The organism is Microcoleus sp. S13_B4, assembly GCF_036700885.1.
GTDB lineage: Bacteria > Cyanobacteriota > Cyanobacteriia > Cyanobacteriales > Microcoleaceae > Microcoleus.
Genome location: NZ_JAUBPU010000027.1, coordinates 28373 through 50641, shown reverse-complemented (window position 1 = coordinate 50641; position 22269 = coordinate 28373). Strand labels below are relative to the sequence as shown.

Genomic DNA, 22269 nt, shown 5'->3' with positions numbered 1-22269 from the left:
AGCTGCTAAAAGTATGTTTAAGCAACTTAAAGGAGAGTAAATTATCTTTAACATTGAAAACATTGTCAACGATAAGGATTATGATTTTATCGATGAACATTCAAAATTTCAAACCCATTATTTACTCATAAAATAGCTATGACTGACTATCCTATAAGCGCAACTATTTACACAGATCACTCTCACGCAAGCCTGAATGATCTTGAGGTGAGTCATCAATTATCATTTAGCCATATTAAAGCAGCAGCTCACTTTGCAAAGTTAAGTTATGAAAAAGAAGATAAGTATGATGACAGCCAATATTCATCAGAGTTGTTTGATGAACATAGATCGTATGTCATAGGTTCCATAATCACTGCGGTCTGCTATCTTGAGGCTACAATCAACGAATTGTTTACGGATGTAGAAGATATTTCCAGTTCTAATGAATGGAGTCTTGATGTTACCCAAAAAATGAAAGAAACGTGGCGTGATGAACGAAGCTTAAGACTTATAGACAAATACGAAAAGGCTCTTTGTATAGTAAAATCAGAAAGCTTTAATAGAGGAGCAGAACCTTATCAATCTGCTGCTTCACTCATTTCCCTACGGAATGCTTTAATCCACTATAAACCTGAGTGGATTGGAACTGGAGAAAGTTATAATCAGACGCTTAATGAAAAATTAAATAAAAAGTTAGAAAATAAAATCAAAAAGCTTAACCCAATGACACAAGAAGGAAGCCTTTTCTTCCCGCACCGATGTCTGGGATATGGTTGCGCTAAGTGGGCTGTAGAATCTTCTCTAAACTTCTCTAATGAGTTCTTTTCTAAAATAGGCTTACCTTCTAACCTAGATCAAGATTACCAATTAAATTTGAACTTACCAGAGATATAAGGTCGCTCCCTAGCTTTTGATATCCTAGTTACTACAAAAGCGCGATCGCCCTTACATCCCAATTTGTCAAAAAGTGCGATCGCCCTCACTTATATTATTTAGAGAAAACACGACCAGAATAATATTTTTTCATCGACTCTTGAGAAATAATCGCATGACAAGATTCATCTCTCGGTAAATCCCCTCTCGCTTCTAGCCAAGGCATTTCACTGCAAATCATTCGTTCCAAAGTTTCATCATCATACTCAAAATATGCCTCAGCAACTTCTTCGATAAATTGCCCAATTTTTTGGGGAAGTTTCGGTTGTTCGATTTTCTCTGTAATTGGTTCCCAACTAAATTGGCATTGGTACTTCTCTAATAAATCAGGAATAACCGGGCCGTGAATCCAGGCTTGAAAATCTGCATCAAATAGTGGCGTGCCGTAAACTCCTAAATACCAAGCTTGAGCGTAATACACGAGTTTTTGTAGCTTGTAGACGTTGATTGCTACATCAGTTTGCGCGGCTAACCAAATCAAAGCATTTGCAATATCTCGATCGCTGATTTTTTCCGAATTAGTTGGAACCGCAACAACTTTCAGTTGACCTTCGCCTATCTGTTCCAATAGTTCAGAAACTGACAAGTTAAATTCTCCGGCAATTTGCTCAACTCTTTGCCAAACTGGAGAACTCACTGTTATTTGATATTCAGTTGTTATGGAGGTAGCTTCAGTCATGGCAGTCCTTAAAGCTGACTTAAATAATTGTAGCAAACAGTGCGGAATAATGACGTAAAAGCGATCGCCCTTACATCCCAAATTGTCAAAAAGCGCGTAGATGTAACCAGCCGCAGGCAATGGGCGCACAATCGCTATGTTAGTAGCAAATCCCCATCAGTCAAAAGTTGATACTAGAAAACATCAGTCTAAAAAATACTTGACAGTGAAAATCTGGCGGTGTATTATAGAAGTAGTGCAAACAATTAAAAACATGAGACTAAAAAGTTGGGAGTCTCCTCGCAGCGAGGGTAGAAACTCCAAAGGTAAAGGCGGCTCAGCCAGGGCTAGGCAACTCAAAAAGCAACAGCAAACTCTGCGAAAACAGTTAAAAGCTCAACACGATCGACAAAACCACCAACAAAACCATCAAGGGAAGGAAACCGATAATTCCTTCCCTTATTTTGTATCTTTCCGCCGCTCAATCCCGCTGAATGTTCGGACAAATCGTGTTAGTAATGCTCGCCTGGGAGGGTTGCTCTTGCCAGCAGTTGAGAATGCCTTGCAACTCCCCCTTCAAAGTTTCTAAGGCTGCAATTTGCACGGAAATTTCCTCTACCTTAGCCGTTAGATGCTGCTTCGCTTCAGAGCAAGGCAACTCTCCCCGATCGCGAACTTGTAAAATATCCTTAATCTCCTGAAGGCTCAAACCCAGAGTCTGAGATCGTTTAATAAACGCCAACCTGTTGAATACGGTTTCGCCAAACAAGCGATAACCAGCGGGCGATCGCTTTACCGCAGGAGACAGCAAGCCCATCTCCTCATAGTAACGAACAGTTTTCACCGACAAACCGCTACAGGCAGCTACAGAGCCAATTTTGTACAGTTTCTCGGCAACCGAAATATTCATAAACCAAGCATCCAAGATCGAAAGACTTTCTTGCCCTATCTTTTAGTGCCTCAGATCCAGGGAGTCGATCGGCACATCGCCTAGTCACCATTGCCCGGTAATCTTAATAAGGAGGATTTTTTTTAGACACATTAAGCACGGGCAACTGAGGTCTAGAAGACTGAGGAGGAAGATAGTATTCCGGAGCAGGCGCGGGTTGTTCGGCTCCAGAGCGGTAAAATTGCCACCAGCGGAGAGCCATCGCCACCCCAGCGGTACCCAGCCCAAAAGCCAATAAAGAGCCACTCGCACCCATGCTGCCGATGGCTGCATCGACAACGCCCACTGTCACAACAAAGCTGGTAATTGGTTCTCTACGGTAAGCTGACCTCAAAAGTCGCGTCCACGAAGCATTCATTTGGTTTTACTCTGTTCTATATTTATTTACAAGCTCTAAAACTTAGAGTTGGCGGAACGATCGGGATTTCTAGCTCAAAGACTAGCTTCACCTAAATTAATCTTCTCGCCTGTGGGGAATTGTACGGGAGCGAGGCAAAATTGCCAAGCTTGTCTAAATCAAAATTCCACCCCATATACACCTCCAAAAGCCAGCTATTGCATTCGGGAACAGATCTCTCTCGACAGAGAAGTCACTTGGCTTGTTTGTAATTAATATTTTAATCAATTCCCGAATTTGTCGCGGTCAGCAGAAGTCACGCCCGCTGCCGTTCGAGTCAAGACAAAGTGTAAGGCTGACCGCGCCAAACAGCTAAAATTAGTTGAGACCTAACCAGGACAGCAAGCCCTGCCCTGTGACATACTCGATAATTAAAGTTAGAGAAAAACCGATCATCGCGGCTCGGCCGTTAAGGCGTTCCGCGTAGCTGTTGAAGCCAAACTTGGGCTGTTCCAGTTTCGGAGTGACGGTGGGTTGTAGTTGTGTCATTGCTTTGGGTACCTGGCGATCGACGCTATTCAAATGTGAAATCCAATGTTAGTTACAAATCTTAAACATTGCTACTTCTATTATAAAGAGGGTTAAGCGCCGTCAACCGTCCCCGAAGAGAAAAAACTGCTGCCAACTAATGCCAATTAATTATATCCGCTCAAAATATGACTAATCAGTTAGATAACGATAAGCTTCCTGTCGCCGTACAGCGAGTAGCCTTTGCCCTTCGTACAACAGGCTGGGTTTGCTTCTGGGTACAGTTAGTGCTAGGGGTGGTAGCGGCGATCATTTTGCTCTTTGCCATCCCCTTCGCCATCCCCAGCACTAACGCCGCAGCGAATTCAAACAGTGCCGGCACCGGCGGGGGCGTATTTTTTGCCATTTGCGGGCTAGCCGTACTCGCTTACAGCGTATATCGCTCTTTCCGCTTCACCCGCTTGTCGAGACAACTGCGATCGCCCGCTAACGCTGTCCGCCCCAAAAAAGCAGACACCATCAAAGAGGTGCGGCTGTCACTTTGGAGCAACTTGTCAGGAATGCTGCTGACGCTGATCGGCGCAGAAGCCATCAGCGGCACGCTTTTAGCCAAATCTCTAGCTCAGCCGCAAGCCTTGTTCGGTGCCGCAGTCGATGTGGGCAGATTTATTCAGCCCCTAGATATATTTGTGGTACTGGCCAATACTCACGCCACTGTTGCCCATTTTGTCGGGATTTTCGGGGCTCTTTTTTTGCTCGATCGCATCCACAAGCAATAGAAAACTGGCCTCGGGAATTGGGAATCCATAAGTGGGAATTGGGAATCGGAAATCGCGAATCAGGAATTGCGACCCTCCCACTCTCCCTCACTCCCCCAACCTACATCCGGAATCACTGCCAACCTGTCGAAGAACGTACTCAGATACCTTCTACCAAGACAACATGAATATCATGGCACTGAAACCCGAGGCTTATTATGGGGTGACAGATCACCCAACTATTGAAATTTCTCAAGAAAGTTTTCGTTCTGTCCTAGGTCAAATAGAAGCTGAACTCCTCTGTAGTGACACCTATAGCCACGCTCTAGCTAGCTTGCAAACAATGTTGGGCGAAGCAGCTTCCGCTGCCGAAATTTTAATTAGAGCAGTTAGCAGAGAAGCCGTCAAGCTCGCATTTGACAGATTTCCCAAACAAAACAAAATTGAACAGCAAGTACCCCAAGAGAGTTTTACTGCTTTAAGTCCCGCCATTGAGACGGTGACAGAAATTAAAGAATTGGAGCCACCAGTAGCTCTTCCTGTCTTCTATTGGCGCAGCGCTAGTGTGGAAGCGCCACCCCAAACCGAATCCGACACTGAAATTTCCGATCAAGAAAGTAACACTTCTGAAGACAGCAAACAAGGACCCCAAGACGAAATTAAAGTCGAGTCGGCTGCACCTGCACCTGTCACCGTCCCCGGAAAATCCTTCCCAGGGTTCGGTTTTCCCAAAAAGCCGAAAAAACTCACCAAGGAAGAACAAGCAGCTTTAGCCGTTCAACAGCGAGAAGAGTGCCTGCGGGAGTTGGGTGGAGAATTGCGTAAGGGACGGCAAATTCGCTCCCTATCCCTGCAGCAACTCCACAGTCAAACTCTCGTGCCGCTGCACCACATCGAATCGATCGAAAATGGGGAAATCGACAAACTGCCCCAAGATATTTACGTTAGAGGTTTTATCCGCAGACTCGGCGACGCCTTGGGACTAGACGGCAGCGCTATGGCGAATGCTTTGCCCCAACCCGCTGCGAGCCCAATTCCCAGTATGTATGTGTCTGTTTCCGATTCCGAGTCAGCCGAAGGCTTTCAAATGCGTCCGGTGCATTTGTACCTCGGCTACACCGCTTTGATGGCTGGGGCTGTAGGGGGTTTGGGTTGGCTGTCGCAGCAACCCGTGGTGCCAGGAGCACAGGCAGTACCTCCAACGCAGGTGACACCGCCAGCCTCAGTTGCACCGGCTCAGAAGACCCCAGAAAAAGCACCTCAACCGGGCTTGAAGAAGTCTAATAACGGGGGATTGGTTATGGGGGCTGACATGGCGCCGCCGGAGGTGATTTTTGGTTAGTGTGTGTCGGGCGATCGATCGTCCGACCACTCTCTTGGTGCGGGTGAACTCGGAAACCGGGTTTCTGAGTTCACCTACATACGGATACTTGCTTGAAGAAATGAGTCGTGGAGAGCAATCACGGTTGAGATTTTAGTTCAATCCCCGATTTTCATCCATCTGTGGAGTCAATTCTAAAATCTTTAATCTAAAAATCTAAAATCTAAAATCTAAAATCTAAAATCGCCGGGCCGTGTACCCAAAGTGATTTTTCTACTGCATCAGGAAACCCGATATGTGCGATAAACTATCTATTTGACCACTCCTCAAAGAGGTTTCCGATAAGATGAGTTCCCCAGCCACCGCTGCTTTCTCCGATCTCGATCCCCTATCGACTCACTCGCCAACAGTCACGAGTTTGGCGGCACCAGACAGTGCTTTGGTAACGGCGGCTCAACTGCCACAAAAATCTTGGACAATAGAAGATAGTGAGAAACTCTACCGCATTCAAGGTTGGGGCGAACCGTATTTTTCGATCAATGCAGCCGGTCACGTTACAGTTTCTCCCAAGGGCGATCGCGGCGGTTCCCTCGACTTGTGCGAACTGGTAGAATCCCTCAAACAACGAAATTTGGCTTTGCCCCTGCTCATTCGATTTTCTGATATCTTGGAAGACCGGATCGAGCGCTTAAATTCGTGTTTTGCCAGAGCGATCGCTCGCTACAATTACAAAAATGTCTATCGCGGTGTCTTTCCAGTTAAATGCAACCAGCACCGACAATTAATTCAAGATTTGGTGCGTTTTGGTGAACCCCATCACTTCGGACTGGAAGCCGGATCTAAACCGGAATTAATGATAGCTTTGGCCACCTTGAAAACTCCCGGCGCTTTGTTAATTTGTAATGGTTACAAAGACCGCGAATACATCGAAACTGCTATTTTGGCGCAGCGGCTAGGGCAAACTTCCGTAATTGTGCTGGAGCAAATAGAGGAAGTAGAACTCGCAATCGCAGCAAGCAAAGCATTAGGAATTAAACCAATTTTGGGAGTGCGAGCAAAACTCACTACCAAAGGCGTGGGCCGCTGGGGAGGCTCCACGGGCGATCGGGCAAAATTTGGCTTGACAATTCCTGAAATTATCCGTGCAGTCGGCGAACTAGAAAAAGCTGGAATGCTCGATTGTTTGCAGTTATTGCACTTCCACATCGGCTCTCAAATTTCCTCAATTAGTGTCATCAAAGACGCCATTCGAGAAGCCAGCCACATTTATGTAGAATTAGCTAAATTGGGAGCTAATATGAACTACTTGGACGTAGGCGGCGGACTCGGCGTTGACTACGACGGGTCTAAAACAAACTTCCACGCTTCCAAAAACTACAATATGCAAAACTACGCTAACGACGTAGTAGCGGGAGTGAAAGATGCCTGCGACGAGCGGAAAATCCCGGTACCAATTATCATTAGCGAAAGCGGGCGGGCGATCGCTTCTCACCAATCAGTCTTAGTTTTTGACGTACTCGGTACTAGCGATGTCCCCAGAGAAGTACCCGAACCAGTAGACGAAAACGCCCACCAAATTCCGCGCAATCTCTACGAAATTTACCAATCTATCAGTCCGGAAAATTACCAAGAAGTTTATCACGATGCCATCCAATTCAAGGAAGAAGCAGTCAGTTTATTTAACTTAGGCTATTTGGGGATTGCGGAACGGGCGAAAACAGAACAGTTGTACTGGGCTTGCTGCAATAAAATACAGAAAATCGCGCGGCAAAAAGAATATGTATCGGAGGATTTGGAAGATTTAGAAAAGGTGATGGCGTCCATTTATTACATCAACTTATCTGTTTTCCAGTCAGTCCCAGACAGTTGGGCAATTAACCAATTGTTCCCAATTATGCCCATTAACCGACTCGACGAAGAACCAACTCAACGCGGTATTTTAGCCGATCTAACCTGCGACAGCGACGGCAAAATCGACCAATTTATTGATTTACGAGATGTGAAGTCGGTTTTGGAACTGCATACTCTTAAACCTGGAGAACCTTACTATTTGGCGCTATTTTTGGGAGGTGCTTATCAAGAAATTATGGGCAACCTTCACAACTTATTCGGCGATGCTAATGCAGTTCACATTCAGCTAACACCTTCTGGCTATCATATCGAACACGTTGTGAAAGGAGACACTATGAAAGAAGTCCTCAGCTACGTACAGTACGATTCAGAAAATTTGGTTGAAAGCATCCGCCGTCAGACAGAAGCAGCTTTGCAGCAAAATAAAATTACTCTTTCCGAGGCCCAACTTTTGCTACAAAATTACGAGCGGAGTCTCAGCCAATATACTTATCTTCAGTCTTAAAATGTAGCGTGCCACCTAAGCACATTACCAGAATTGAAAGCTGAGATCATAAATGTAAAAGTAGGGTGCGCCTAGCGCACCTTACCTTGAGTAATTAGCAATTGCAAATTAGCAATTAGCAATTATGCACCATGACCGAGAATTTCCGATATCGCCCGCCGCTCTTCTCCGTGTTGAGTCGGTAAAACTTGGCGAGCGTCAGTAATCAGCCAATCGAGAGCCGCCGCTTGCAAATCGATCGCAGCCCCCGTTTTATCAACGCAGTAGCGCCCGAACACCAGTTTATCAACCAACCGCACCTCCGGGCCCAAACGGGAATATTCAAAAATCACGCTGTTTTCCACAGTGGCGCCACTGCAAAGCCAACAATTTGGGCCGATCATTGTCGGGCCGATAATTTTTGCTCCATCCTCAATGATCGTCATCCCGCCAATGTAAACAGGCCCAGTAATATCAACCTTATCCCAGTTAACAGCTACATTCAAACCCGCGTAAATGCCGGGGCGTACTTCAATTCCCGGAATAGAAACATTTTTAACTTGTCCCAGCAGCACGCTCTGAATTGCCCGCCAATAGTCAGGAACTTTGCCGATATCCACCCACTCAAAGTCCATGCTAATCCCGTAAAAAGGGGCACCTGCTGCTACTAGCGCGGGGAATAACTGCGAACCGATATCGTACTCCTCGCCCGAAGGGATGTAATTGAATATTTCTGGTTCAAAAATATAAATACCAGTGTTGATGTCGGTACTCAGAGCTTCTTCTACAGAAGGTTTTTCTTGGAAAGCTTTAATTTTGCCAGACTCGTCCGTAACTACGACACCGTAACTGGGAACTTCCTCGGGCGGAACCGATTTCATCACAATAGTAGCGATCGCCCCTTTTTCCCGGTGCCACTTCACAGCAGCAGTCAAGTCCAAGTCAATCAAAGCGTCGCCGCACAGCACCACAAAAGTATCATCAAAAAACGGCGAGAAGTCCTGAATCCGCTTCATGCCACCAGCCGAACCCAGAGCTTCTCCAATAAGTTCTCCCTCCTCAATTCGCCCTTCAAAAGAATAGGCAATTTGTACCCCAAATTTTTGACCGTCACGGAAGTAGTTTTCAATCACATCTGCCAAGTGGGAAACATTGACCATAATCTGGTCAAATCCGTGCTGTCGGAGCAATTCAACCAAAAACTCCATCACTGGCTTTTGCAGGATGGGAATCATCGGTTTGGGTATTGTCTGAGTAATGGGACGGACGCGAGTGCCTTTACCGGCCGCCAGAATCATCGCTTTCATTCTTAACTTCCTCAACCCTCTGTTAATTGATATAAACTCAACAATTAGATGCTAGCGGTTGCGATCGAATCGATCGAGCCCGGCAAAATCCTGACCTGTTTATAGGCGACATCGTACCAGGCCATCAATCACTCTTCCCTATTTGCTTAATTTAAGAAACCAGGAATCGGGAATCAGCAAAAACTTCGCACTCCCGCTGTCCGCATTCGAGACTCAGCAGCAGAATGGCGGCGAGCGAGGTTCTGTCTGGAATTTTAACCGACGCAGCGGCACAGTTATTAGTTTCGCCGGAGAACCTAATACCGTGCAAGCTCAAAGTGCCCGAATTTTGAGGTCTTGATAAAACTCCTCTTGAAGCAACTCTACTTTAGACTGAGCCGACAGCAGCAACAACGCCCAAAAGATACCCACGCGGTCATGATTTGGCAAGTGAACTTCCCCAGTCGATACCGGGAGTTCTGGGTGGAGAGGAGAGTGCAAATCCTTATGATGCCAAAGTTCCAGCAGTTGTTCCAAGTCGAGCCAACCCTCGTCAATTTCCGATCCCCGTTCTGCCAGAAACCGATCGAGTTCACTAGCAGTTTCCACCAAATTTTCTTGGTGAGCTAGCTCAAAGATAGCCTGGGCTGCTTGCGATCGCATTTTTGAGGTAGGGCGGCGTCGGGGCGTAACTGTCTGCTCCATTGCTGCTTTCATTAGCTGCAACTGCTCAATCAGTTCTGGGAGAGTCACCGGGCGTTTTTGCGGTAGTTGAGCTACACCGCGACGGCGCAATTGTCGCTCCAAATGCTGCGGCAAGTGTCGCCCGCCTGAGTGCTCTGCGTCTTCTAGCGTCGCCTCGTCGGCCGAGTCGGGATTAGGGGGGGGTTCTGAGAGGACGATACTTTCTGCTTTGAGCAACACCAGCATTGAAGCGTACAAAAACGCTTGGCCGGAGTGGGACAAATCGGAGAAATCCTTACTCTGGTCGGCATCGGAGGCGTTCGTAAGCTTGCTCAGACATCGATCGAACACTTCAATTACCTTAACGTCCCAAGGATCAATTTCTCCCCGTTCGGCTAGGTCAATTAAAATTGCGATCCCCTCGGAAATCGTTTCTAAACCATCTTGGTCTCGGGAAACGGCCATTCGATTTTAGATTTTAGATTTTAGATTTTAGATTTTAGATTTTCTCTCTCCGAAAACGAGAGAGCATATCAAGTTAAGTGGCGGTGATTTCAGCAGTTGTGTCCTCAATGGCTGCTATTTCTAAACTTATCGGTTCTGCACTTTCTAACAAAGGTTGTTTGGCTTCTACTTCGGCTTTATAGCGTTCAAGATTTTGTTCTAATTCCTGAATCCGCTGCTCTTTTTCGCGAACTTGGCGAAGTTGTTGGCGCGAGGCGAGGGTTCGCTGCATTCTCGACCACAGACTGAACAGCCACGCTAGTGTCGCCCCTAATCCAGTCGCTACAATTAGTTCTACGCACAGCGGAGCTTTAACTTGGACGCCTTGGATAACTTGAATCGCGACGGGCTCTGTATTTTCGATACTGAAAAATACTAGAGCCAAGCAAATCAGAAAGATGAAGAAGAAATTTAGCGCTCGCATTTTCTCTGTTCCTAATTCTAAATTCAGGTTAAGCAAACTGTTTCGCATTTGTCAACAGTTTTTGGGCAGATTCTCCCAGCTTTTTTGATAAGATCAAATCTGCTCAATTAACCATAATATCCGAGGATTGGCGGGTTTATTGCAGCTCTGAGAGTTGATTGAAGAGATTGGTTAACCCGCCCCTGCAGGACATATCCTTTTTAGGTTTGACCGAGGTTTTGCGGTTTCTTTCCGATTCCCAGTGCTGGCAATATTTGATATTTCAAAGTAATGCCCGCCGCCACAAATAAAGCAATAATCAGGGCCCCTATTCCTACGGGACTGGGAATCCAGAATATCGCCTCCAAATAATTAACTTCTCCGGGTTTGAGCTTCCAAACTAACTGTTTTCCTTGCTGATAGGTTTCGGGAACCAGCGCACCGGCAACAGTTTCAACACTTTCGGCGCCCCAAGGTGTGTTCAAGCTAAAGTCTAGCTCCAAAAGTCCCCCCGGGCTCAGCAGCAGACTTCCATTAGAAGAAAGCAGTGAAAGAGAGCGCAAATCCAATTCCAAACTCAACCGATTTCGCAGCACCAATAACAAATTATTCTGCTTGACATTCAGGTGAGATTCAAACTTCGGCAAATCTGTTTCTAGCGGACTTGCGATCCGAGATTTTGTGGTTGGTGCGACGGGATTGTAAAATTGGTTAAACTTGTCTTGCAACTCGGCTCCATTATTGAAAGGAATCCTCACTATAACTTCTGTGGGCGAAAGCCGTTTAGTTTTTCCGTCCAGCAACCTCACGCGGCGTTCTACGCTTTTCAACCAATCTCCAACAGTTTCGCTGCTGAAGCTCGTCAACCTTTCCCCCAGTTTAATGTGCTGCACGATTTCGCCGCGAGTTTGACTCTCAAAGTTCACCCCGACATCGTACTGAACGCATCCCGTCACTAGATTTAAAAGGCAAAAAACCAAAGGTAAAAGAAAGAAAAAGTGCTTTTTCTTCTTCCCAGTTCCATCCTTGACATTTGGCTCTTTCATTATAAATTTTTCCCTGTTTTTACCTATTTGCATGAATTAGCAAACCGTTGAATGGCAGACACTGTTTCTATGTTTGTTTTGCACGTCTGGACTTACGAACCGCTTACCAAAAACCCGGTTTCTGGGTGGCCGAAGGGCGATTTCATAGAGAATTTTTGGCAGAAACCGGGTTTTTTTGACGTGATTGCTCACATTTTGCGGGTAGCAGTGTCGGCCTTACCTGGAATTAACCGCACTGAACTTATTGCCTGGAAGCTACACCCAACTGTTGAAACAGCATACTCGGCAAATAGGCTGCACCACCTACCCATTCAGCTTCGCTACTCAAATCTGCCAAATTTTTAAACGCTTCAAAAATGCTGCCTGCCACCATTGTATTCTTGACGCGACCCACAATTTTGCCTTTTTCTACTTTATAGCCTAAGTCCAAATTGACAGAAAATTCGCCAGCTAACTGATTGGACTGACCGGCACCTAAAACCTGCTCTACTATTAGACCTTCGTCCATGCTAGCAATCAAGTCTTGAGTGGCGGTATTTCCTGGGGAAATGCAAAAGTTAGTCAAATCCGGGCCTGGACGAGACAATCCGCCACGAAAACCGTTGCCGGTTGATTGTACACCGGCGCGAGCGGCCCACCTGCGATCCCAATAAAATCCGGTGACAGTACCTTTGTCTATCAAGATTTTGCGGGTGGTGGGTGTACCTTCGTCGTCAAAGGGACAAGCAGAAGGGCCTAAAGTGGGGTCTTCAAAAAAGGTAAAGCGTTCGTCAAATAAGGTTTCGCCGATTTTGTCGGCTAGGGGAGAGGCTTTTTGAACTACTGCTTGGCCTGAAAGGATGGTATCAAAGAGGCCGCCGAGGGTGCTAGCAGCGGCATTGGGGGTAAATAATACTGGGTAGGAACCGCTGGTGATGGTGGCTGAGTGTTCGGCGAGGCGGTATTTTTCGAGGAGTGATTGGAGGATGCTGTTGGTGTCTAGGGGACGATCGCGCGCGACATCGTAGCTATATGCTTGCATAAAGTCTTCTCCTTTTACCAAATTTCCCGATAGCGAGCCGCTGACTATTTGGCTGCTTCTTTCGGCATACAAATCTTGCGTCGTGGCAATTTTCACGCGGCCGCTGCGGACGTGGAAGCCCACATCTACCATAATATCGGGATTGTAGGCGTGAACTTGCTCGATCAGGTTTTTGCCGTTTTCGACTAATTCTTGAGTTGTGGGTGGAGTGTAGGTAGTTTCCGAGCCTTTTAGGTGGAAGTTGGAGGCGAGTTCAAATTCTGCGGGGTCGCCGATTTCGGCTGTTTGAATCGCTGCATCTACTAAATCGTCTATCCGCGTTAAATCTGTGGAACTAGCAAAACCAATTTTGCCTTGGTAAATCAGGCGCAGTGCTACGCCTTGCAGTGCTTTGGTTTGCAGGGATTTGAGGCGATTGTTTTCAAATTCGATGGGGGTGTCTTGACTCGACAGGTAGTATACTTCAGCGGCATCCGCGCGCTGAGAGGCCAATTTCAAAATCTGGTCTACGGTTGAATCGCTCACAATAATAGCCTTTCTGGTTTGGTCTTTTTTTTATTTTAGCAATTATCGCTATTCAACATCTGACTCCTGCCTCATGCTGGATTATTAATCCGTGTATCCGTGTCTAAATCAGTGTCGTTCCTTCCTTCTTCCTTCTCCTCTAATTGTAATTCACACTGTTTAAAAACATAGTTAACGGCTGCAAACAGTCGCTCTAAGTCCTGAATTGTATAGAAAATTTTATTTTGCGTAAACATTGCTAATTTTAGCTTGCCAAACTGCCACATTGCCCCATTAGAAACAATCCCAAAGATAGTTTGTTCTGGTTCATTGTTAAGTCGCTGCACGGCGATCATTTCTGCCAAACACTGCCCCCATCCTTCATCAAAGGCGCTCTCTTTCTTGGCTTCAACTAATATGAAATAGGGCTTGTCAAAAACTACTGTGCCAAGGGGGGAGCGCTTAGCCAATATATAATCTGGAATTCCGCACAGATTCTCATTATAGACTAAGGTTTGGTGACTCCAGAGGAGAAAATTACTTCGATAATTTTTCCAAACTTCTTTTAATACAGGATAAATGATATTTTCACAAATGGCGATTTCCGAGTTGTCAAATACTCCGTCATTGAAAATCAATTCTAATTCATTCCGAAAAACTTCGCTGACTGCAAATTCTGTTTCGACAATGAAATTATCCCGTAGGTAATTAATTTGGAATTCTTTAGCGACCGCGCTGATACTTTTATAATTGCTAAAAGGCATTGCTTAACTTCTCTCAGTAGGGGTAAGGTGCGCCTCGGCGCACCCTAGAGATAGAGTTTGTGCGAATGAAAAAATGATTAATAACTAAGAAATAAGCCGCCTAAAATTAGCCCGATCGCAATTAACGCTACCCAAATAAACCTATTATCTTTCGTATTAACCTGACTCAAATCTACAGGCTCTGGTACGACTGGCTTGGGTTTAGCGTACTTGATATCAGCGTTGGGATTGGCTTGAAAACTGATTGATTGATTTTCATCTAAAGCTGCCAAATCAGGGATTTTCACCATCCATTCAGGAGGGATAGTGAGTTTGGGAGCTTCGAGAATGAACAGCAAGCGCTTTGCTTGCTGGCGGGTTTCTTGGCGGGGATGGCGGGTGAGCGAACGACAAAGCTCGATCGCCCTTTCTGTATTGCCAGAGGCTTCGTAGGCTGTCACTAGCCACATCTGCACCTCACCGCCCAACCGGGAATTTCGATCGACTAAACCCGTAGCTGTTTCTAAACTCTGCACAGCTTCAGCATACCGGCCACTCTCAAAAGCTACTTGCCCAGCTTGGTACTCAGTTTGAACAATTTCTAACTTTTCTGAAGTCACGAGCACCCACCCAATTCACAAATATTACTTCCCAAATCCCCCAAACACTAGAATTCGCTGTTGTTTTGCGGCATACCCGACTCGTTGTCGCGTTTGGAACCCAGCAAGTCTAAATGGTCTACTTTTATTACCGGCTTCGAGCGATTTGAACCCGTATTGCGGTCTTGCCAGCGATCGAACTTCAAAGAGCCTGTTACGCCAATTAGAGAGCCTTTGCGAACGTAGTCAGCAGCAATCTGCGCTGTTTTGCCCCAGATTTCCAGATTGAACCAGTCTGGTTGATCGCTGTTCTTGGTTCTGCGATTCACTGCCAGCGTCAAACTACACTTAACTGTACCCGACTCAAAATACTTAACGTCCGGGTCGCCGCCGACGCGGCCTACTAAAGTCACAACATTAAGACTCATAAACTTTTTTGGGAATGTGGTCGATCGGTGATGTAGTTAAACAGTCCACACGCGCATTAGCCTCCAAACTGAACTTGGAACAACGCTTGTGAGGCTTCATCCTGATTGTACACCCAGTTAGCAGAACATATTGATAGTGGATGATTGGCGAGTCTGCGCTCAACCTGAGCTCGACAATGTACATTTCTGACTAGACTCAGGATGAAAAACGTAATAGAATCCACCTCGGTTACACTTTTGTAACAACATTATTGCACACAATAGTATTTTAGTTTTTGGGGGGGGTACGAATCAGTGGGTCTTCTCAATCGATTTTCGTTATCTAGAGATATGGGTATCGACCTCGGTACTGCTAACACGCTCGTTTATGTATCGGGCAAAGGTATTGTTCTGCAGGAACCTTCTGTAGTGGCGATTGACCAAGATTTAAAAATACCGCTGGCTGTTGGAGAAGAAGCTAAGAAAATGCTCGGGCGCACGCCAGGGAATGTCATAGCACTGCGCCCGCTTCGCGACGGGGTAATTGCAGACTTCGATACGGCGGAATTGATGCTCAAGACTTTTATCCGCAGGGTTCACGAAGGCCGAAGCTTAGTTTCGCCGCGGATAATTATTGGCATCCCCAGCGGTGTCACCGGAGTCGAGAGGCGTGCTGTCATTGAGGCGGCGACTCAGGCCGGTGCTAGAGAAGTACGGTTAATTGATGAACCCATCGCTGCGGCGATCGGAGCTGGACTGCCTGTTGCTGAGGCGACTGGCAATATGATTATAGATATAGGCGGAGGTACGACGGAAGTTGCGGTTTTGAGTTTGCAAGGTACGGTGATCAGTGAGTCTGTGCGGGTAGCCGGCGACGAACTCAATGAGGCGATCGTCCAATACATGAAAAAAGTTCACAATTTGGTCATCGGCGAACGCACTGCTGAAGAAATTAAGATTCAGGTTGGTTCTGCATATCCAACTCCAGAGGATGACGATGTAATGATGGAAGTGCGGGGCTTGCACTTACTGTCGGGTTTGCCACGAACTGTTACTATCAAAGGCCCAGAAATTCGCGAAAGTATGTCGGAACCGCTTTCAGTAATTGTGGAAGCTGTCAAGCGTACTTTGGAACGCACCCCGCCGGAATTAGCAGCAGATATTATTGACAGGGGAATTATGCTGGCTGGTGGTGGCGCGCTGATGAAAGGTTTAGATACTCTGATCAGTCACGAAACAGGAATTGTCACTCACGTGGCAGCAGATCCTCTGTGCTGCGTGGTCTTGGGAACTGGTAGGGTATTGGAAAACAAACAGTTGGAACGGGTTTTCAGCGGGCAGTCGTCGCGTAATATGTAGTTAACAAATTTGGGATTGTGGATTTAGAAATACGGCTGCAATCTCAAATCTAAAATCCTGACATAACAATTTTAGATTAGTGAAATTATGCTAAAAAATACATTCCGAAAGTGGTGGGATCTGCGGCTGCAAATTGCTTTTCTAGGTTTAGCTGTAACTGCCGCTTGGGGAGTTCGACAAACACAAGGTGCGGCAGTATTTGAAGTTTACAATTGGGTGACTCGTCCGTTTCACGCCAACGGCTCGGGGCAAGAGGAAATCATCTCGGCGCGCACTCAAGAATTGCAAGCGCAGCTATTAGAAGTAGAAAATCAAAATCAGAAGCTAAAAGAGCTTTTAGGTTACGTTTCGCCTAAGAAACCTCAAGGAATTGTAGCTCCTATTGTTGGTCGCAGCGCCGACCACTGGTGGCAGCAAGTAACCTTGGGGCGTGGCAGTAACGATGGCATTAAAACAGATTTTACTGTGATGGGCCCCGGCGGTTTGGTAGGCCGAGTTGTCAGCGTTACTCCTAATACTAGCTTGGTGCTGTTAATCAGCGACGCTACCAGTCAATTGGGTGTGGGAGTTAGCCGCAGTCGCCACATGGGTTTTATGCGCGGGAAAGGCGGAAATCAGGCTGTGATGGAGTTTTTTGAGAATGTTCCCAATGTCAAGCCTGGGGATGTGGTTTCAACTTCTTCTTACAGTCAGTTGTTCCCTGCTGGTTTGCCTGTGGGAAAAGTGGTTTCGGTGGATATGAATAAAACTCCGGCTCCAGAAGCTGTGGTTGAGTTTTCTGCACCGATGAATGCTCTAGAGTGGGCGGTGGTTTACCCGCACTCTAAGCAAGCCGAACCGAAGGATTCGCAGAGTCAATCTTCAGCAGCATCTGAGGGAGCACAGCAACAATGAAAGCTTTATCCCGGATGTCTTCGCGATCGCGCCAATTTCTCAACTTCGCAGTTACATTTCTATCTGTGATGCTGTGCATACTGATATTGCCCACTCGGATGCCGGGAATGGAATTGCTGGGAATTGGACCTAACTGGCTGTTAATTTGGTTGGTTGCTTGGAGTATTAAGCGGAAACGTACAGTTTGGGGAGCCGCTAGCATGGGCTTGGTTTTGGGGTTTCTTCAAGATGCGATGACGGCTCCTGATCCCACCCACGCTGTCAGTCTAGTTGTTGTAGGAGTCCTAACAGTTGTTTTGCAGAAAACCTGGTCGATTCCAGCAGATATTGTTGAGAGAGATCCGATTCCGATCGCGTTAATTGTATTTGGGATGGCGGTGGTAGCGGAAACGGTGATGGGGCTGCAATTTTTTGCTATGGGCGATCGGGCTTTACTGGAAATTTGGAGCTATCACCAGCGAGTGGCTTTGTGTTCTGCTATTCTTAGCAGTCTTTGGGCTCCGGTGATTTATTTTCCCCTCAATCGCTTGTGGGAAATGACCAGGAATTTAGAAAAGTCTTAGTCAGTCAACAGTAATTAGTCAACTGTTAACAGTTAACTAATTACTGTAAAGTGTAGTCATTCTACTATTACTTGTTGACCGGAACCTAATAAGTGATGAACGGCAATAATCAAGTCGCTGAGAATGAAATTAGGCTGGTGCTTTTGCAGTTGATAGCGACTGCGAATTCCGCAGGTAACGGCAATTGTAGGTATTCCCAATGCTTTTCCTGCGAGGATGTCTGCTTCTGTATCTCCGATCATCCAAGCCGAACCCAGGGATGACTCAAATTCTTCTGCAACTTCAGCCAACAATTCAGTTTTTAAGGCTGTATAGTTGTGATAAGCGGCATCCGCCATCTGAGTTCCGCGAATGCTGGTAAACAGTCTGGCTAAACCGTAATTTTGTAACAGTTGAACGGCTTGATTTCTCGGCCTTAAGGTAACTAAAATCAGCCGCACGCCGCGGGAGTGTAGAAGTGCGATCGCCCATTGCACTCCCGGCTGGATGCGATCTAAGTGCAACAAGTCTGGCTGATTGACAATCCGACTGACGCATCCGAGAAAAACGTGAATTTCTTCTCCGCACAAGCCGGAACTTTTGGCGATTTCAGCATCGGGTACTCGGTTTTGTTTCATTTGCCAAAACTGCTGTTTGCTGAGGAGTTGGAGGTTGAGGTTGATTCCCCTAGCAAGATAAGCTGCTTGAGTATCGGCCAATCCCTGTTGATAGGTGGCATAGTAGCGATCGGACACATCGACTATGGGCCCGTCTAAATCGCAAAATACTGTCATCCGGCGGGAGGAGTCAGCCTCTAATGGTAGCTTGTACTGAAGGTTTTCGGAGTCTTGATCGACAGTAGTTAACATAAAACGTTAAGTAAATCAAGGGAGTTATACATTTATTGACTTTAGCAAAAATCTTATAAGTTAGAATACATAATTTTAAATCATATTATTAAAAAAACCTATTCATTTTTTGAGGATTGGGCTCAATAAGGGCGATCGAGCCTGCGCGTGGATAAATTCAAGGCAAAAAGTGATTTTTGTGGCTGTTGATATGTGCTTTAGCCATTAAAGTTTAGAATTAAGTTTTTAGTCTTTTGTAATTTACCCATGCTCAAACAAAGCGATTTTGTTAGGAATTCGGATACTAATCGAGTAGAGGTGCTGTCCGAAGCACTGCCTTACATTCAACACTTTGCCGGCCGCACCATAGTGGTCAAATATGGCGGTGCGGCGATGAAAGATAGCAATCTCAAAGACAAGGTGGTTCGGGATATTGTGCTGCTAGCTTGCGTGGGGATGCGTCCGGTTGTAGTTCACGGCGGCGGCCCGGAAATTAATATTTGGCTTGAAAAATTGGGAATTGAGCCGCAATTCAAGGATGGTTTGAGAGTGACTGATGCGACAACAATGGAAGTTGTAGAAATGGTTTTGGTGGGGAAAGTAAATAAAGAAATTGTTTCGTTAATCAACCAAGCTGGTGGCAAAGCAGTGGGATTGTGCGGCAAGGATGCCAATCTGATTCAAGCTCGTCCAGATGGCCGGGAAGGAATTGGGTTTGTGGGTGAAGTCAGCGGCGTGAACATCCAGATTTTGGAGTCTTTGGTGAACAGCGGTTATATTCCGGTGGTGTCGAGCGTGGCAGCCGATGAAAACGGTCAATCTTACAACATTAATGCTGACACGGTGGCTGGGGAAATTGCGGCTGGTTTGGGAGCAGAAAAGTTGATTTTGATGACTGATACTGCGGGAATTTTAGAGGATTATCACAAGCCAGAGAGTCTGATTGCTAAGTTGGATATTCAAGAAGCAAGAGAGTTGGTGGAGTCGGGAGTTGTGTCTGGGGGCATGATTCCGAAAGTTAATTGTTGTGTGCGGAGTTTGGCTCAGGGTGTGAAGGGTGCTCACATTATTGACGGTCGAATTCCTCATGCTTTGCTGCAAGAAATATTTACGGATGCGGGGATTGGGTCGATGATTGTGGCTTCTGAATTTAGCAGCGCGAACTTAAGGCCTAAATAAGGGGTAAATCCTAGCGTGGGGAGGGCGGGTGCGTGAAATAGGTAAACTCGCTGGGAGAGCGCGTATATCCTAACTAAACCTGCCCCTACAAACCTTGAGAAGGTACTTCGGGGAAATTACTTCAACTAATTCTAACCGTTGTTGGATTTCAGATTTTGTTAAAGTATGATTAAAAACTTTAGACTTTTGGATTCTGTTGCGATTTTCAAGCCGATTTCAAATACGCGATTAGCGCTAGTGGAACCAGAATACGCATCTATTTCTAGTTTGCCAGTTGGACTTGTGGGAACTATTGTTGAAGTGTATGATACGGGAAAGGAATGTCAGTATTTAGTGGAGTTTGCTGATAGTCAAGGGAAGGAATATGCTATGGCTATGTTAAAAGCCGATGAAATTTTAGTTCTGCAATATGAACTGGCAGTTGCTTAGTAATGTCAGGGGAATAAAAGTTCGATAAGGGCGATCGCACTTTGGGAAGGAAAGGGCTATCGCCATTTTAGTTATTTGGGGAAAAGGGCGATCGCGCTTTGGGAAAATAAGGGCGATCGCTCTTTAATTCCAAATAAAGAACGATCGGCTGCACTCTACCAGTTGCGCGTCGCTGTTAAGCTATAGCAAATTGAGTGATTTTTTTCTACCTCCGAGCAAAAGCAATGAATTGCGGGTTGGCATTAAAAACACTTAATTGAGTTTTTGTCATGGCAACTGTACCCCCCTCGTGCATCGGATCAGCAACTATGTATTTTCCCTCGGAAGTTTTGCCTAGAATAGCATTCCAATGACCCCCCGAACCACTTCCGACTCTTGATGGAAACTGTCCACGCCAAGCATTCGTTAAAGTACCGTAGTTAATGACCGGCTTTCCAGCAGCTAGAGACCGATCTAAATTATCCCATCCTGTTAACTCTTCTGCTGTACCACCAGAGTTTCTGATGCCGTTTTTCACATTGTCAAACGATGTCCACACTGTGTCTTGATTGAGAACAGAGACTCCTTGACTTGTCCCATTAGAATAACCAAACATCAGATAACGTGCGTAGTCAATGCTAGTTTCGTCACTGATATTCGCCTGCTCCATACCAAACATTTGACGAATCATCGCTAAACTAGCCGGGCCACAGTTGGTACTACTATTCGGTCCCGAATAGTTATAGGTTGGGTTCCTGTATTGAAGTTTAAAAAATGAGTTTGCTTGTTGTGTGCTGCTTACCAATGACGGTGAATTATTCAGTGTAAACGTCCCATTACCAGTATTCCACCAGTTAACATAACCCCGCTCAAAATTTTGTCGCCATCCATTAGTAACTTGAAATTCTTCACTGGTAGGCAAACCTAGCTGACTATTTTGACCTCCTAAATTCAGGTAATAATTGCCCAGGCTACCGCGAACAGAGAAAGTACCATTGGCTGAGTGAAAGATTGCACCGTTTTGGAAGTTTTGTCGCCATTTACCAGGTGAAAATTGAAATTCATCACCCGTATCTCTACCCAAAGCCTGAGCTATAGTTGGGTGGCTGTTGTAAAAAGAACCAATGCTACCTGCTGGGTTTAACTGTTTCTCCACTAGATATTTGTGTCCGTCGATCACAACAGTCCCACTATCGTCCTCACTCTTCAACCCCTGAAGCTCACCCTCACTCAACTCCTTCCCCTGAACGATCGCCCCAAAAATCGCCCCCTCATCTCCCGGTGAATCCGTAACATTCAACCGCGCATCAACAGAGTGTCCGATTTCTTCCAGCAACACATCCGCAACCGCCGCCGGATTCGCCCCATTCCGAGCCAAAAATTCCTTCGATAAATAAATCGTATCCGTCGTCGCTGCAAAAGCCCCATTCGCCCCGCCAATCTCAGCAGACGAGACAACCTTCACCGACGGAATCTCGCTAAAATCTCCCTGAAACCATCCTTCAGCTAAGGCTTTCGCACCCGCAGCATCCCAGTTTTCCCCAAAAGCTACATTCATCTTAGCCACGAAATCTGGAGCAGCCGCAAACTTACTCAAATCCCCATAAACCTCTGACATCGCCTGACCTGTTAGCAAATCGACAGAGCTATCCGGTAAACTGCTGTTGGGGTCCGCGATCGCCCCATTAGCCATCCGCGTTAGCGCAGCATCAGGCAAGATCGTATTGTCATAGGCTTCAGGCATTAAAGTCGGGAGATTAACTTCCTGACCAACACCCCCCGTTAACACACGGTTAGCATCTAGCTGCGGGATAATAGCCTTAGTCGGTTCTAGGCTGGCATTCCAAGGAGCGATCGCACTTACGTTATTGAATTCAGGCGTGAAAAAATTAGACACGTTATTCCCTCGTGTTGATTAGAGACAAGTACATAGACTTGCCCTGTGTTTGCTTAGATTAAATAAACTGTTTGTTGTAAAAGCCGATCGGCCGATCGCCCTAATGAACCCTTAGCCCCGATGAACCGCAACAGTAGCGGTACT

The 22269-nt window shown here is 46.1% G+C and carries 23 protein-coding genes; 9 read left to right on the top strand and 14 right to left on the bottom strand.

Going from position 1 to position 22269, the window contains the following annotated elements:
- The first annotated feature begins 138 nt into the window (after positions 1 to 138).
- Complete coding sequence (locus tag QT994_RS15935; RefSeq protein ID WP_333176054.1) at positions 139 to 876, top strand: hypothetical protein; 738 nt, start codon at positions 139 to 141, stop codon at positions 874 to 876.
- Positions 877 to 970: 94 nt separating this feature from the next.
- Here QT994_RS15935 and QT994_RS15930 read toward each other — a convergent pair whose 3' ends face one another.
- The 4 genes from QT994_RS15930 to QT994_RS15915 form a co-directional block, all read right to left on the bottom strand.
- Positions 971 to 1723, bottom strand: coding sequence for a type II toxin-antitoxin system antitoxin SocA domain-containing protein (locus QT994_RS15930; RefSeq protein ID WP_333176052.1), 753 nt, complete (start codon positions 1721 to 1723; stop codon positions 971 to 973).
- A gap of 331 nt (positions 1724 to 2054) precedes the next feature.
- Positions 2055 to 2483 carry a heavy metal-responsive transcriptional regulator gene (locus tag QT994_RS15925; RefSeq protein ID WP_333046350.1) on the bottom strand — a complete coding sequence of 143 codons (429 nt, stop codon included), beginning with the start codon at positions 2481 to 2483 and terminating at the stop codon, positions 2055 to 2057.
- Between the two features lie 103 nt (positions 2484 to 2586).
- A complete protein-coding gene (locus QT994_RS15920; RefSeq protein ID WP_333046352.1) occupies positions 2587 to 2880 on the bottom strand; it encodes a hypothetical protein in 294 nt (97 codons plus the stop codon).
- A gap of 357 nt (positions 2881 to 3237) precedes the next feature.
- Entirely contained in the window at positions 3238 to 3408 is a 171-nt protein-coding gene (locus QT994_RS15915) for a hypothetical protein (RefSeq protein ID WP_172186391.1), read from the bottom strand.
- Positions 3409 to 3575: 167 nt separating this feature from the next.
- On the opposite strand from QT994_RS15915, the gene QT994_RS15910 reads away from it, so the two are divergent.
- The 3 genes from QT994_RS15910 to speA all read left to right on the top strand — a co-directional run bounded on the left by QT994_RS15910 (position 3576) and on the right by speA (position 7822).
- A complete protein-coding gene (locus QT994_RS15910) occupies positions 3576 to 4166 on the top strand; it encodes a DUF3611 family protein (RefSeq protein WP_333046353.1) in 591 nt (196 codons plus the stop codon).
- A 172-nt stretch (positions 4167 to 4338) separates the two neighbouring features.
- Positions 4339 to 5487, top strand: coding sequence for a helix-turn-helix domain-containing protein (locus QT994_RS15905; RefSeq protein WP_333176050.1), 1149 nt, complete (start codon positions 4339 to 4341; stop codon positions 5485 to 5487).
- A gap of 325 nt (positions 5488 to 5812) precedes the next feature.
- The gene (gene speA, locus QT994_RS15900; protein WP_333176048.1) at positions 5813 to 7822 is read left to right on the top strand and encodes a biosynthetic arginine decarboxylase; all 2010 of its coding nucleotides are present in this window, start codon (positions 5813 to 5815) and stop codon (positions 7820 to 7822) included.
- Between the two features lie 122 nt (positions 7823 to 7944).
- Here speA and QT994_RS15895 read toward each other — a convergent pair whose 3' ends face one another.
- The 8 genes from QT994_RS15895 to QT994_RS15860 all read right to left on the bottom strand — a co-directional run bounded on the left by QT994_RS15895 (position 7945) and on the right by QT994_RS15860 (position 15019).
- On the bottom strand, positions 7945 to 9108 hold the full coding sequence (locus tag QT994_RS15895; RefSeq protein ID WP_333046358.1) for an NDP-sugar synthase: 1164 nt from the start codon (positions 9106 to 9108) through the stop codon (positions 7945 to 7947).
- 312 nt (positions 9109 to 9420) lie between these two features.
- Complete coding sequence (locus QT994_RS15890; protein WP_333176046.1) at positions 9421 to 10236, bottom strand: segregation/condensation protein A; 816 nt, start codon at positions 10234 to 10236, stop codon at positions 9421 to 9423.
- Positions 10237 to 10309: 73 nt separating this feature from the next.
- On the bottom strand, positions 10310 to 10747 hold the full coding sequence (locus QT994_RS15885) for a LapA family protein (RefSeq protein ID WP_333176044.1): 438 nt from the start codon (positions 10745 to 10747) through the stop codon (positions 10310 to 10312).
- 152 nt (positions 10748 to 10899) lie between these two features.
- Complete coding sequence (locus tag QT994_RS15880; RefSeq protein ID WP_333176042.1) at positions 10900 to 11724, bottom strand: DUF3153 domain-containing protein; 825 nt, start codon at positions 11722 to 11724, stop codon at positions 10900 to 10902.
- Between the two features lie 241 nt (positions 11725 to 11965).
- Positions 11966 to 13270, bottom strand: a complete 1305-nt coding sequence (locus tag QT994_RS15875; RefSeq protein ID WP_333176040.1) for a TldD/PmbA family protein — start codon at positions 13268 to 13270, stop codon at positions 11966 to 11968.
- Between the two features lie 71 nt (positions 13271 to 13341).
- On the bottom strand, positions 13342 to 14013 hold the full coding sequence (locus QT994_RS15870; protein ID WP_333046369.1) for a hypothetical protein: 672 nt from the start codon (positions 14011 to 14013) through the stop codon (positions 13342 to 13344).
- Between the two features lie 77 nt (positions 14014 to 14090).
- The gene (locus QT994_RS15865) at positions 14091 to 14612 is read right to left on the bottom strand and encodes a tetratricopeptide repeat protein (RefSeq protein ID WP_333176038.1); all 522 of its coding nucleotides are present in this window, start codon (positions 14610 to 14612) and stop codon (positions 14091 to 14093) included.
- A 47-nt stretch (positions 14613 to 14659) separates the two neighbouring features.
- The gene (locus QT994_RS15860; protein ID WP_333176036.1) at positions 14660 to 15019 is read right to left on the bottom strand and encodes a single-stranded DNA-binding protein; all 360 of its coding nucleotides are present in this window, start codon (positions 15017 to 15019) and stop codon (positions 14660 to 14662) included.
- 330 nt (positions 15020 to 15349) lie between these two features.
- On the opposite strand from QT994_RS15860, the gene QT994_RS15855 reads away from it, so the two are divergent.
- The 3 genes from QT994_RS15855 to mreD all read left to right on the top strand — a co-directional run bounded on the left by QT994_RS15855 (position 15350) and on the right by mreD (position 17814).
- Positions 15350 to 16357, top strand: a complete 1008-nt coding sequence (locus tag QT994_RS15855; RefSeq protein ID WP_006632285.1) for a rod shape-determining protein — start codon at positions 15350 to 15352, stop codon at positions 16355 to 16357.
- Between the two features lie 87 nt (positions 16358 to 16444).
- Complete coding sequence (gene mreC / locus QT994_RS15850; protein WP_333176033.1) at positions 16445 to 17251, top strand: rod shape-determining protein MreC; 807 nt, start codon at positions 16445 to 16447, stop codon at positions 17249 to 17251.
- On the top strand, positions 17248 to 17814 hold the full coding sequence (mreD, locus tag QT994_RS15845; protein WP_333046375.1) for a rod shape-determining protein MreD: 567 nt from the start codon (positions 17248 to 17250) through the stop codon (positions 17812 to 17814). The genes mreC and mreD overlap by 4 nt, the downstream gene beginning before the upstream one ends.
- 56 nt (positions 17815 to 17870) lie before the next feature.
- Here the strand turns inward: mreD and QT994_RS15840 are convergent, their stop codons facing one another.
- The gene (locus QT994_RS15840; RefSeq protein ID WP_333176031.1) at positions 17871 to 18662 is read right to left on the bottom strand and encodes an HAD family hydrolase; all 792 of its coding nucleotides are present in this window, start codon (positions 18660 to 18662) and stop codon (positions 17871 to 17873) included.
- 246 nt (positions 18663 to 18908) lie between these two features.
- On the opposite strand from QT994_RS15840, the gene argB reads away from it, so the two are divergent.
- On the top strand, positions 18909 to 19820 hold the full coding sequence (argB, locus tag QT994_RS15835) for an acetylglutamate kinase (RefSeq protein WP_333176029.1): 912 nt from the start codon (positions 18909 to 18911) through the stop codon (positions 19818 to 19820).
- 165 nt (positions 19821 to 19985) lie between these two features.
- On the top strand, positions 19986 to 20249 hold the full coding sequence (locus QT994_RS15830; RefSeq protein ID WP_333176028.1) for a DUF4926 domain-containing protein: 264 nt from the start codon (positions 19986 to 19988) through the stop codon (positions 20247 to 20249).
- Positions 20250 to 20454: 205 nt separating this feature from the next.
- On the opposite strand, the gene QT994_RS15825 is transcribed toward QT994_RS15830, so the two are convergent.
- Positions 20455 to 22125 (bottom strand): C39 family peptidase, encoded by a 1671-nt coding sequence (locus QT994_RS15825; RefSeq protein ID WP_333176025.1) that lies wholly within the window; start codon positions 22123 to 22125, stop codon positions 20455 to 20457.
- Positions 22126 to 22269 lie beyond the last annotated feature (144 nt).

Excerpts from the sequence above, each read along its gene's own strand:
- QT994_RS15925 (WP_333046350.1), bottom strand. The coding sequence starts at position 2,483 with ATGAATATTTCGGTTGCCGAGAAACTGTACAAAATTGGCTCTGTAGCT.
- QT994_RS15840 (WP_333176031.1), bottom strand. The coding sequence starts at position 18,662 with ATGTTAACTACTGTCGATCAAGACTCCGAAAACCTTCAGTACAAGCTA.
- QT994_RS15920 (WP_333046352.1), bottom strand. The coding sequence starts at position 2,880 with ATGAATGCTTCGTGGACGCGACTTTTGAGGTCAGCTTACCGTAGAGAA.
- QT994_RS15860 (WP_333176036.1), bottom strand. The coding sequence starts at position 15,019 with ATGAGTCTTAATGTTGTGACTTTAGTAGGCCGCGTCGGCGGCGACCCG.
- QT994_RS15830 (WP_333176028.1), top strand. The coding sequence starts at position 19,986 with ATGATTAAAAACTTTAGACTTTTGGATTCTGTTGCGATTTTCAAGCCG.
- QT994_RS15885 (WP_333176044.1), bottom strand. The coding sequence starts at position 10,747 with ATGCGAAACAGTTTGCTTAACCTGAATTTAGAATTAGGAACAGAGAAA.
- QT994_RS15915 (WP_172186391.1), bottom strand. The coding sequence starts at position 3,408 with ATGACACAACTACAACCCACCGTCACTCCGAAACTGGAACAGCCCAAG.
- mreC (WP_333176033.1), top strand. The coding sequence starts at position 16,445 with ATGCTAAAAAATACATTCCGAAAGTGGTGGGATCTGCGGCTGCAAATT.
- QT994_RS15870 (WP_333046369.1), bottom strand. The coding sequence starts at position 14,013 with ATGCCTTTTAGCAATTATAAAAGTATCAGCGCGGTCGCTAAAGAATTC.
- QT994_RS15935 (WP_333176054.1), top strand. The coding sequence starts at position 139 with ATGACTGACTATCCTATAAGCGCAACTATTTACACAGATCACTCTCAC.
- QT994_RS15890 (WP_333176046.1), bottom strand. The coding sequence starts at position 10,236 with ATGGCCGTTTCCCGAGACCAAGATGGTTTAGAAACGATTTCCGAGGGG.
- mreD (WP_333046375.1), top strand. The coding sequence starts at position 17,248 with ATGAAAGCTTTATCCCGGATGTCTTCGCGATCGCGCCAATTTCTCAAC.
- QT994_RS15855 (WP_006632285.1), top strand. The coding sequence starts at position 15,350 with ATGGGTATCGACCTCGGTACTGCTAACACGCTCGTTTATGTATCGGGC.
- speA (WP_333176048.1), top strand. The coding sequence starts at position 5,813 with ATGAGTTCCCCAGCCACCGCTGCTTTCTCCGATCTCGATCCCCTATCG.
- QT994_RS15895 (WP_333046358.1), bottom strand. The coding sequence starts at position 9,108 with ATGAAAGCGATGATTCTGGCGGCCGGTAAAGGCACTCGCGTCCGTCCC.
- QT994_RS15880 (WP_333176042.1), bottom strand. The coding sequence starts at position 11,724 with ATGAAAGAGCCAAATGTCAAGGATGGAACTGGGAAGAAGAAAAAGCAC.
- QT994_RS15910 (WP_333046353.1), top strand. The coding sequence starts at position 3,576 with ATGACTAATCAGTTAGATAACGATAAGCTTCCTGTCGCCGTACAGCGA.
- QT994_RS15905 (WP_333176050.1), top strand. The coding sequence starts at position 4,339 with ATGGCACTGAAACCCGAGGCTTATTATGGGGTGACAGATCACCCAACT.
- argB (WP_333176029.1), top strand. The coding sequence starts at position 18,909 with ATGCTCAAACAAAGCGATTTTGTTAGGAATTCGGATACTAATCGAGTA.